The organism is Cellulomonas sp. A375-1, assembly GCF_001040865.1.
In the GTDB taxonomy this organism is placed as follows: domain Bacteria; phylum Actinomycetota; class Actinomycetes; order Actinomycetales; family Cellulomonadaceae; genus Cellulomonas; species Cellulomonas gelida.
Window position 1 is genome coordinate 1 of sequence record NZ_LFKW01000156.1, and the last position, 10,694, is coordinate 10,694.

Sequence of the window (10,694 nt, forward strand, 5' to 3'; positions counted from 1 at the left end):
AGCGGCTCGGACAACCCCGGCGGCGGCACGCTCCTGGCGTCCGGCGAGTTCGGACCCGAGGTGACGTTCGACCTCGACCCCGCGACGGAGCTCGAACGCATCACCCTGTGGATCACCGAGCTGCCCACCGCGGCGGACGGGTCGTTCCGCCTCGAGCTCACCGAGGTCGAGCTCAGCTGACCGCCAGGTGTCCACAGGCGGTCCGGTTCGCGTCCCCAGGAACAGATCCGGCCTACGATCGGTTGACTGCGACAGCCCGCCGTCTCACCGGCACCACCGACCTTTCGAGGACCACCCCGTGACCGACACGTCCATCCGCGAGCTCGTCATCGTCGGCTCCGGCCCGGCCGGCTACACCGCCGCGATCTACGCCGCGCGCGCCGGCCTCGCGCCGCTCGTCGTCGCCGGTTCCGTGACCGCGGGCGGTGCGCTCATGAACACCACCGAGGTCGAGAACTTCCCGGGCTGGCCCGACGGCATCCAGGGCCCCGAGCTCATGGAGAACCTGCAGAAGCAGGCGGAGAAGTTCGGCGCCGAGGTGCTGTGGGACGACGCGACGTCGCTGTCCCTGACCGGTCCGGTCAAGGAGGTCACCGTCTCCGACGGCACCACGTACCGCGCGAAGGCCGTCATCCTCGCGACCGGTTCGGCGTACCGCGAGCTGGGCCTCGACGACGAGAAGCGACTCTCGGGGCGCGGAGTCTCGTGGTGCGCCACGTGTGACGGCTTCTTCTTCAAGGACCAGGACATCCTGGTCGTCGGCGGTGGCGACTCCGCGGTCGAGGAGGCCACCTTCCTCACGCGGTTCGGCCGCAGCGTGACGCTCGTGCACCGCCGCGACCAGCTGCGCGCATCGAAGATCATGGCCGACCGCGCTGCGGCCGACCCGAAGATCTCGTTCGCGTGGAACAGCGAGATCGTCGGGATCGACGGCGATGCCAAGGTCACCGGCGTGACGCTGCGCGACACGGTCACGGGCGAGACCCGCTCGCACGAGGCCGGCGCCGTGTTCGTCGCGATCGGTCATGTGCCGCGTACCGAGCTGGTCCTGGGTCAGGTCGAGCTCGACGAGAACGGCTACATCCAGGTCGTCGGCCGCTCGACGCGGACCAACCTCGAGGGCGTGTTCGCGTGCGGTGACGTGGTCGACCACACCTACCGCCAGGCGATCACCGCCGCGGGCTCCGGCTGTGCCGCGGCGCTCGACGCCCAGCACTTCCTCGCCTCGCTCGGCGACGCCGTCGACCCGATGGTGCCCACCGAGGTCCCCGTGCTGGTGGAGGACGCCCGATGAAGGACGTGACCGACGAGACCTTCGCCGCCGAGGTCCTGCAGTCCGAGATCCCCGTGGTCGTGGACTTCTGGGCGCCGTGGTGCGGTCCGTGCCGCATGGTCGCGCCCGTGCTCGCGGAGCTCGCGACGCAGTACGAGGGCCGCGTCAAGATCGTCAAGGTCAACTCCGACGAGAACCCCGGCGTGGTCGGCGACTACGGCATCGTCTCGATCCCGACGCTGAACATCTACTCCGGCGGCGAGCTCGTGAAGCAGGTCATCGGTGCGCGCCCCAAGGCGGCGTACGCCCAGGAGATCGAGGCGCTGCTGTCCGTCTGAGCAGCCGGCCGACGGCCGTCCCACTGCGCGGTATTGCGCGCCGGGACGGCCGTTTCGCTGTGCCAGACTGCGGAGATGACCTCGCAGCCCCTGCCCCGGCCGGAGACGTCGGGCACCCCCACGTCCTCCGCCGCAGGCACGCGGCTCGACCCGTGGCTCGGCTCGTACGCCGAGCGCACGCACGGCATGCGTTCGTCGGAGATCCGCGCGCTCTTCGCCGTGGCGAACCGGCCGGAGGTCGTCTCGCTCGCGGGCGGCATGCCGTTCCTCGACGGCCTTCCGCTCGACGCGTTGTCGCAGGTCGCAGCGTCGGTCGTCGCTGAGCGCGGCCTGCAGGCGCTGCAGTACGGCTCGGGCCAGGGCGACCAGACGCTGCGCGAGCAGATCCTCGAGGTCATGGCTCTCGAGCAGATCACCGCGCACCCCGACGACGTCGTCGTGACCACCGGTTCGCAGCAGGCGCTCGACCTCGTCACGCGGGTCTTCGTCGACCCGGGTGATGTCGTCGTCGCCGAGGCCCCGTCCTATGTCGGTGCGCTGGGCGTGTTCCGCGCGTACCAGGCAGACGTCGTGCACGTGGCGATCGACGAGCACGGGCTGGTCCCGGCCGCGCTCGAGGAGACGCTTGCCGCGCTCGCCGCCGCGGGTCGCCGCACGAAGTTCCTCTACACGGTCCCCAACTTCCACAACCCCGCCGGCGTCTCGCTCGCGCTCGAGCGCAGGCCGCAGATCCTCGAGATCGCACGGCGCTACGGGGTGCTCGTGCTCGAGGACAACCCCTACGGACTGCTCGGCTTCGACCGTGACCCGTGGCCTGCCCTGCGGTCCTACGACGAGGACGGGGTCATCTACCTCGGGTCCTTCTCCAAGACCTTCGCCCCCGGGTACCGGGTCGGCTGGGCCGTCGCGCCGCACGCGGTCCGCGAGAAGCTCGTCCTCGCGTCCGAGTCCGCGATCCTGTGCCCGTCGAACGCCTCGCAGATCGCGATCTCCTCCTACCTGTCGACCTGCGACTGGCGCGGACAGGTCAAGAGCTACCGGGAGATGTACCGCGAGCGGCGCGACGCCATGATCAGCGCGCTCAGCGAGCACCTGCCCGAGGCCTCGTGGACCGTCCCCGACGGTGGCTTCTACACCTGGGTCCGGCTGCCCGAGGGCCTCGATGCGCGGGACATGCTGCCGCGGGCCGTGACCGCGCGCGTCGCGTACGTGCCGGGCACTGCGTTCTACTACGACGGCACGGGCGCCGACCACATGCGCCTGTCGTTCTGCTACCCGACCCCCGAGCGGATCCGCGAGGGCGTGCGCCGGCTCGCCGGCGTCGTCTCGGGCGAGCGCGAGCTCGTCGAGCTGTTCGGCACCGGTGGTGGTGCCTCCGACGATGACGTCGTCTCGCCCGCGCCGAACATCCCATGATTTCATCGGCACTTCCCCGCCGTCGCTCGGTGGCGACGGTCCGCCCTCAGCTCGGAGCTCCATCGTGACCACGTCACCCGTCCCGCCCGCTGCCTCGCCGTCACCGTCGTCGACGCCGACTCCCGGCGTCCCCGACCGGGCACCTCGCGTCGCCGTGCTCGCCGGCGGGCTGTCCCACGAGCGCGACGTGTCGCTCCGGTCGGGCCGTCGCGTCGCCGAGGCACTGCGCTCCTCCGGCGTCGAGGTGTCCGTGCACGATGTCGACGCCGACCTCATCGCCGCGCTCACCGAGCTCCGCCCCGATCTCGTCTGGCCCGTGCTCCACGGGTCGAGCGGCGAGGACGGCTCGGTGCGCGACGTCGTCCAGCTGCTCGGGTTGCCTTTGCTCGGAACGGGACCCCGGGCGAGCCGCGTCGCGTGGAGCAAGTCGATCGCCAAGACCCTCGTCTCGCGCGCGGGCCTGGTGACCCCCGAGTTCGTCACCCTTCCGCAGTCGCTGTTCCGCGAGCTCGGCCCCGCAAGGGTGCTGTCCGCGATCGTCGAGCGTCTCGGGCTGCCCGTCGTCGTGAAGCCTTCGCGCGGTGGGTCGGCACTGGGCGTGTCTGTCGTGCAGTCCCCCGACGACCTGGCGCGCGCGATGGTCGAGTGCTTCGCCTACGGTGACACCGCCCTGATCGAGCGTGCGGTCTCGGGGGTCGAGGTCGCCGTGTCGGTCGTCGACCTCGGTGACGGCGCGGTCGCCTTGCCGCCCATCGAGATCGTGACGGACGGCCCGTACGACTACGACGCTCGGTACAACCCCGGGCGCGTCGAGTACTTCGCCCCCGCGCGACTCTCGGACGCGACGCGCGCCGAGGTCGAGCGGGTCGCGCTCGTCGCCCACCGGTCCCTCGGCCTGACCCGCCTGTCGCGGTCGGACCTCATCGTCGACACCGAGGGAGTTGTGCACTTCCTCGAGGTCAACGTGAGCCCCGGGATGACCGAGACCTCGCTATTTCCCCAGGCGGCGGAGGCCGCTGGCCACAATCTTGGGGCCTTGTACCGATCCCTGGTAGAGGCTTCTCTCGCCGCCGCGCCGGTCGGTCTCGAGCCCGTTCCGGCGCCCTGAACGTCCCGTTTCAGCCCTTCAGCAGGCCCGGGTCGTCGGGAGCGAACGTCGCGAGGATGCGGTTGAGGTCCTGGACGGATGCGAACTCGACGGTCAGCCGGCCTCGGGACTTCCCCAGCTGGACCTTCACGCGAGTGTCGAAGCGGTCCGACAGTCGGCTCGAGAGCTCGTCGAGAGCCTCGTTGCGCTGGCCCGCGCGCGGCGCCTGGCGGCGCTTCCCCGGGGCGGCGTCGTCACCGCCGAGCGACACGATCTCCTCGACCGCTCGCACGGACAGACCCTCGGCGACGATCCGCTGCGCGAGCCGCTCGATCGCCGCGCCGTCCGCGAGGCCCAGGAGCGCGCGTGCGTGACCCGCCGAGAGCACTCCGGCGGCCACGCGACGCTGGACCAGCGGCGGGAGCTTGAGCAGACGCAGGGTGTTGGAGATCTGCGGGCGCGACCGGTGGATGCGCGTCGCCAGCTCCTCATGCGTGCACCCGAAGTCGTCGAGGAGCTGCTGGTAAGCCGCGGCCTCCTCGAGAGGGTTGAGCTGCGAGCGGTGCAGGTTCTCGAGCAGCGCGTCCCGCAGGAGGTCGGCGTCGTCAGTCTCCCGGACGATCGCCGGGATGACGTCGAGCCCGGCAGCCTGCGTCGCCCGCCAACGACGTTCGCCCATGATGAGCTCGTACCCGTCGTCGACGGCGCGCACGACGACCGGCTGCAGGACGCCGATCTCCCGGATCGAGTTGACGAGCTCGTCGAGCGCGTCCTCGTCGAACACCGAGCGCGGCTGGCGCGGGTTGGGTCGGATCGACCCGACGGGCAGCTCCGCGAAGCGTGCCCCGGGGACGGGGACGAGCCCGTCGGTCGCGATCGCGCTGAAGTCGGCCGGGTCGGCAACGCCTGCGGTGACGACCGCGGCACCGTCGGCGAGGGCGACTCCGCCGTTGGACGCAGCGGCCGGGACGCCGGTCGTCGTCCCGTTCGTGGCGGACCCGGTCGACTCGGCGACTGCCGTGCTCGCGGCGGCCGCGGCTGCGACCTGCGCGTTCGCGACACCGTTCGACTCGGCGGCCGTCGCCTCACCGCTGGTGCTCGTGGCGTCGGACCGGTCCGGGAAGAACACGTCGACCGGGCGGTCGCCGCCCGCCGGCGGTCGCTGCCCGTCGAGCCCGGCCGGGATCAGCGCGCCCAGGCCACGGCCCAGTCCCCGTCGCTTCTCGCTCATCGGTCCTCCTCCGCGCCGCTCTCAGCGGTCGCGCTGTTCGATGGGGTCACGTCTGTGGTTGCGGCGCCGCGCTCGGCGATCTCACGCGCGGCCTCCAGGTAGGCGAGCGCACCCGAGGAGCCCGCGTCGTACGTCATCACCGTCTGGCCGTAGCTCGGCGCCTCGGAGATGCGCACGGACCGAGGGACGGTCGTGCGCAGCGTCCGCTCCGGGAAGTGCTCGCGAACCTCGGACGCCACCTGCTGGGCGAGGTTCGTGCGGGCGTCGTACATGGTCAGCAGGATTGTCGAGACGTGCAGGTCGCGGTTCAGGTGCGCCTGGATGAGCTGGATCGTCTTCAGCAGCTGGCTCAGGCCCTCGAGTGCGTAGTACTCGCACTGGATCGGGATGAGCACCTCGCGCGCGACGACGAAGGCGTTGACCGTGAGCAGACCGAGGCTCGGCGGGCAGTCGACGAGCACGTAGTCGATGCGCTCGAGCCCGTTGTCGATCCGCCACTGCAGGTACGTGTCGAGCGCGCTGCGGAGCCGCGTCTCGCGCGCCACCATCGAGACGAGCTCGATCTCCGCACCCGACAGGTCGATCGTGGCGGGCAGACACCAGAGGTTCGGGACGTCGGGGCTCTCCTGCACCGCCTCCGCGATCGGAGCGCCCTCGACGAGCACCTCGTAGATCGACGGCGTTCCCGCGCGGTGCTCCACGCCCAGCGCCGTCGAGGCGTTGCCCTGCGGGTCGTTGTCGAGCACGAGCACGTTGAGTCCCGACTGCGCCAGCGCGGCTGCGAGGTTGACGGTCGTCGTCGTCTTCCCGACGCCACCCTTCTGGTTCGCCACGGTGACGACCCGCGTTTCAGCGGGACGCGGGAAGCGCCGACCGCGCAGCTCGATGCGGCGGCGCGCATCCTGCTGCAGCTCAGCCATCAGAGGGGTGTCGTCCGTGACCGTCGGAAGGCTCTGCACGAGGGCAGCGCGCCTGTGCTCGTCCGGGTCGAGTTCGGCTTGCGTTGTCATGTCTCCGTCAGGGTCGTGCAGGGAGGGTGACGCCGACGCGTCTCCCCTATTGTCCGGTGCGGATCCCCCTGCTTCCGACGCTGCCGGGCTCGTTTCACGTGAAACGCGCGACTCTGCGCGGTCGTGCTCGTCGTTCTCCACCATGGGCGACGCGTCCATGGGGGCGTTCGGGCCCTCGGGCTCCGCCGTTGCGGTGGTGGCCGCAGCGCTCGCGAACGCGGGCGCCTCGTCGGTCTGTCCGACTACCTTGTCGACTGTGCCCGTCAGGTCGCCGGGTGCGGCCTCGCCGTTCGCCGACGGCTGCGCCTCTCCGCTCTCGCCAGTGCTCTTGAGAACGCGGGCCTCCACCTCAGCGGGGATGCCGTTCGTCGTCGGTGCCTCACTGGCCGAGCCATCCGAGGCGTCGTCGACGACGATCTCTGTCGCTGTCTGCGTGGGTTCCGTGATCCCCCACGTCGCCGCCCAGGTGGCCGCGCGTTCGCCGACCTCGGCGATCCCCCCGTTCGATGCGGGCTCCGCGCCGGCCTCCGGCGGGACGGGCGAGGGCACGGACGCTACGGTCGCTGCCGAACTGGCTGCACCGTGGACGACACCCGTGCTCTCGTCCGTCGCCTGCTGGCCGTTCGACTCCGGCTCGACCAACGGATCGGCGACAGCCGTCTCCGTGCTGACGGGCCACGTGGCCGTTGCTGGTATCGGCTGTGGAGCTCGACCGTGCTTTCGCCTACCGAACACCCTTACCCCCTTCGTGCACGGCGGTCACCACGCGGGTGGGCTCGACGCCCTCGAGCGTCGCCACCTCACGCACCTCGACCGCTCCGACGAGAGCGCGGCGTGCAGCACGCCGCCCGTTGTCGATCTCCTCCTGCGCACGCGCGCCCTTCAGGGCGACCAGCGTGCCTCCCGGACGAATGAGGGGCATCGCCCATCCGTAGAGCTTGTCGAGCGCCGCCACAGCGCGCGTCGTCACGGCGTCGGCCTGCAGGTCCAACGCCTCCTGCGCGCGCGCACGCCGGACCTCGGCGTTCGACAGGCCGAGCGCGTCGACCACCTCGGTGAGCCAGTCGGTCCGGCGCTCCATCGGCTCGAGCAGCACGACCCGAGCGCCCGGCACCATCGCCGCGATGACGACACCTGGCAGGCCAGCACCGCTCCCCAGGTCGACGATCAGTCCGCTCGTCGGCAGGAACGGCACCGCAGCCGCCGAGTTGAGCAGGTGACGCTCCCACAGGCGAGACACCTCCCGAGGACCGATGAGACCCCGAAGCACTCCCTGGTCCACCAGCATGCGGCGGAAGCCCACGACCTGCGGCCACGCGGTCCCGAAGAAGTCGGGCAGCCGCGGGTCGCCGTCCAACGGGTCGTGGAGGTCAGTGATGTCGTCGTCCTTGGTCACGACGCCACACTCCGTTCCACGTGAAACCTCCGCCACGGCACTCGCCAGCCTGCCTGGCTGCGCGAACGTCCCACGGTACCGGCTGAGGCGCTCGCAACGACGTCTCACCCACAGGCAGGTCGGGAGAGATTCCACCAGGGTGGCGCGTCGCCGACGATGCCAATCGGTTCGCAGCCCGTGCGGGGCTCTACACAGTCCCCGACCAGCGGGTTCGCCCTTCAGGCGTGCGGTCTCGAGCAGCAGACCCGAGCGCCATCCGAGACGTCCATCGATCGCTCACCGCACTCTCCGCGCCTGCCACACGTGGCTGTTCGACGAGCGCCGCGTGCTCCAGCTCCGGGTGGCACGGCCGCCTGGCGTCGCTCGCCAGCCGGCGACATTGCCATGCCCCCCGTGCACGAGGACCCGGATCGTGCGCCGGGTTCCGCACCGCCGCCCGTGCTCGCGCCCGGTGAGTCGAGGCGGAATGCGATCTCCACGATCCCGCGAGGCCCGAGGTGCGCGACGGTGCGGCCGCCGGCCCTTCGGACGCACAGAGCCGCGGCGGCTCTCACAGCGCGCCGCCTAGCCCCTCGGTTCCACGTGAAACACGCTGCTGAGGACCACCCGCCTCAGCGGCCGTGGGCCAATGAGGCGACCGACACTCCGTGCCACGGGCCGAGCGGACTCGCGTCCCTCGGAGCGCACGTCACCACGGGCCGCCGAGCCCTCCGATCCCCTGTCGACCCCGCGAGCGATTGAACAGCACCCGGCGTCTCCTACCCCACACGCCCAGAGGCCGCGGCGCGCGCCCGCTCGCCAGGTCACAGCAACCGCCCGGTCACTCTGACGCACGGCGCACACAGCTACGGCTCTGCACCGCTTGCACGCCTGCTCCCGCCGTGTGGACGCCGTCCTCAGCGCGACCCACGGCACCGCCGGACCCGCGGCCCAGACGACCAGCGCTCGGGAGCCCCTCACACGTCACCAGACTGGTCGCGCGCCGTCCACCGCTAGCGACGACACGCGATGCGCTCGCCCGTACCGCCGAACCGACCCACTCCCGCTGCGCACCTACACGCCAGGGTCTGCATATGACCAAGGTGTGGGCGGCCCTCGTTCCACGTGAAACGGGGATGCCCCACGAACAGCTCGCGGCGTCAAGCCGACATGCCTCGCCAACCCCGCCCGCACAGATCCTGCCGGGGTGACACGCGGTGGCGCGGCGGCTCCTGTGGCGACACGCATCGCACCTACGCGTGCCATTGACGAGAGGCCGCGGGCGAGGTGTGGCGCCCACGGGCAAACCTCCGCGGACGCCGAGAGCTTCGCGCCCTGTCCCTGTTCCACGTGAAACAGTGACGGGGCACCGAGCAGCGCGCGGCGTCGCGTCGCTCGCGTCATCCGTCTCGCGCGTCCAGGCCATGCCAGGGCTCGAGCTCGCAACGGCACGTGCGGACGTATGGTCGACCGCGTACCACCCGCACCCACGCTCACGTGGAGCGAGGGCCGGGCCGGTGCCCGCGAGCAAGGCTCCTCGGATGCCGCCGGCTCGAGGCCCCCCCGTTCCACGTGAAACAGGCACGCGCCCCACCGAGGAGTGCGAAGAGTGAGGCCGATGTGCCTCATCTGCCCCGCGCGTCCAGGCCCTGCAGTCGTCGAGCACGCACGACGCGCCCGGTTCTGCTGTCACCCGCGTGCTACCTGCGCGCCCGTCCACGTAGAGCGGGAACAGGGCACCGCGCCCACGAGCCAGCCCTCTCTGCCTGCACGTAGGCTCAGGACTCGCCTCCGTTCCACGTGAGACAGGGACGCCCTCCGCGCCGCTTGCGGCCCCGAGCCGACACGCCTCGTCGACCTCGCTGGGGTCAGCGATGCCGGGGTCGGGCACGCAAGGCCGCGGCTGTCCGCTTGCCAGGCGCGCGGCAACTGCGTGCCCCGTCCACGAGAAGGCGGGATGTCACGCGCACCGCCCGCGTGAGGCGGAGGCGACGCGTATCGGCGTGCGCCACCTGCCGGGCCTTGCTCAGCCATGCGCTCGCGCGCGGATCTCCCCGGGCCGCCCACCGAGCGCCGGTCCCGGGACCCGACCGTGGCCTGTTGTTGGCATCCCGTCTGTTCCACGTGAGGAACCTCTGTGACCGGCCTCGCGGGAGATAGCTCTGCGTGCGCACTCGCCATTGGGCCCGCAGGGCAACATGCACCGGACAGTGCGTCGGCATCGGCACGACGCCGTCCCGCGCCCAGCCCTCGCCTGAGCGCCTCGCTCCAAGCCTGGACATCCACGCTGTGCTCGCGACGCGGCGACTCGGACCGAGCCGCACCTGCCGCGTCGTCCTCGGGTACGGTCGTCGCCTTGGCCAGTCCGGGCGCCGACTCCCCCAGCGCCTTGTCTCTTGCGCGACTGCCCTACGCCGACTCCTCGCGGTGACACCGCGTGCGGACGACCACCCATCGGGTCCAGGCACCGCGCACGGCCGCAGGTCGTTCTCTACTCGTGCGAGTCGGTCTGCGCGAGCCTCCAGGTGCAGGCTCTCGAGAAGTGACCGCGGGCCGATCCTCATCGCTGAGCGCAACACCCACCACTAGCACCCCCATGAGTTGACGCAGTGCAGCCCCGGACTCAGCTCGCTACACGCACCCTTCAGAGATCGACGCCGGGCCTCGGATCCACACGACGACATCGCCTCACACGACGCATTGCGCGCCGCGAGCGCCCAGTGGATCACTCGCGCTGATCCCTGAGCGCCGCCGCAGTCATTTCCGCGCGCCCTGCATGAAGGGAGCACACAAGCTCTGACCCCGCGGCTCCACGGCGATGCACCGCGTCAAACGCCACTTCCCGGGCCGAGCACGTCGGGTGCACCGAACGCTGTTCCACGTGAAACAGTGCCAGCAGACGGTGCCGCCACGCCGTACCCTCGCGCCGGGCGAGGAGCCCAAGGCCGCCCCCCCCCCCCCCCC

8 protein-coding genes are annotated in these 10,694 nt (G+C 71.3%); 5 read left to right on the plus strand and 3 right to left on the minus strand.

Features of this window, described 5'->3' with window-relative positions:
* The 5 genes from CWIS_RS19130 to CWIS_RS17020 form a co-directional block, all read left to right on the plus strand.
* On the plus strand, window positions 1–180 hold a 180-nt coding region (locus CWIS_RS19130), incomplete at its 5' end, for a hypothetical protein (protein WP_048344542.1).
* A gap of 118 nt (window positions 181–298) precedes the next feature.
* Entirely contained in the window at window positions 299–1,294 is a 996-nt protein-coding gene (gene trxB, locus CWIS_RS17005; protein WP_048344543.1) for a thioredoxin-disulfide reductase, read from the plus strand.
* Window positions 1,291–1,611 (plus strand): thioredoxin, encoded by a 321-nt coding sequence (gene trxA / locus CWIS_RS17010; protein ID WP_048344544.1) that lies wholly within the window; start codon window positions 1,291–1,293, stop codon window positions 1,609–1,611. Before trxB ends, trxA begins: the two co-directional genes overlap by 4 nt.
* A gap of 75 nt (window positions 1,612–1,686) precedes the next feature.
* Window positions 1,687–3,027, plus strand: a complete 1,341-nt coding sequence (locus CWIS_RS17015; RefSeq protein WP_048344545.1) for a PLP-dependent aminotransferase family protein — start codon at window positions 1,687–1,689, stop codon at window positions 3,025–3,027.
* A 64-nt stretch (window positions 3,028–3,091) separates the two neighbouring features.
* Entirely contained in the window at window positions 3,092–4,135 is a 1,044-nt protein-coding gene (locus tag CWIS_RS17020; protein WP_141370596.1) for a D-alanine--D-alanine ligase, read from the plus strand.
* A gap of 10 nt (window positions 4,136–4,145) precedes the next feature.
* Here the strand turns inward: CWIS_RS17020 and CWIS_RS17025 are convergent, their stop codons facing one another.
* The 3 genes from CWIS_RS17025 to rsmG all read right to left on the minus strand — a co-directional run bounded on the left by CWIS_RS17025 (window position 4,146) and on the right by rsmG (window position 7,751).
* A complete protein-coding gene (locus tag CWIS_RS17025; protein WP_048344547.1) occupies window positions 4,146–5,345 on the minus strand; it encodes a ParB/RepB/Spo0J family partition protein in 1,200 nt (399 codons plus the stop codon).
* Entirely contained in the window at window positions 5,342–6,355 is a 1,014-nt protein-coding gene (locus CWIS_RS19665) for a ParA family protein (protein WP_304413448.1), read from the minus strand. The genes CWIS_RS17025 and CWIS_RS19665 overlap by 4 nt, the downstream gene beginning before the upstream one ends.
* A gap of 724 nt (window positions 6,356–7,079) precedes the next feature.
* Complete coding sequence (gene rsmG / locus CWIS_RS17035; RefSeq protein ID WP_231583990.1) at window positions 7,080–7,751, minus strand: 16S rRNA (guanine(527)-N(7))-methyltransferase RsmG; 672 nt, start codon at window positions 7,749–7,751, stop codon at window positions 7,080–7,082.
* Between the last annotated feature and the right edge of the window lie 2,943 nt (window positions 7,752–10,694).

What these genes read in the sequence shown, in the direction of transcription:
- trxA (WP_048344544.1), top strand. Translation starts at nt 1,291, where the DNA reads ATGAAGGACGTGACCGACGAGACCTTCGCCGCCGAGGTCCTGCAGTCC.
- CWIS_RS17015 (WP_048344545.1), top strand. Translation starts at nt 1,687, where the DNA reads ATGACCTCGCAGCCCCTGCCCCGGCCGGAGACGTCGGGCACCCCCACG.
- CWIS_RS17025 (WP_048344547.1), bottom strand. Translation starts at nt 5,345, where the DNA reads ATGAGCGAGAAGCGACGGGGACTGGGCCGTGGCCTGGGCGCGCTGATC.
- CWIS_RS19665 (WP_304413448.1), bottom strand. Translation starts at nt 6,355, where the DNA reads ATGACAACGCAAGCCGAACTCGACCCGGACGAGCACAGGCGCGCTGCC.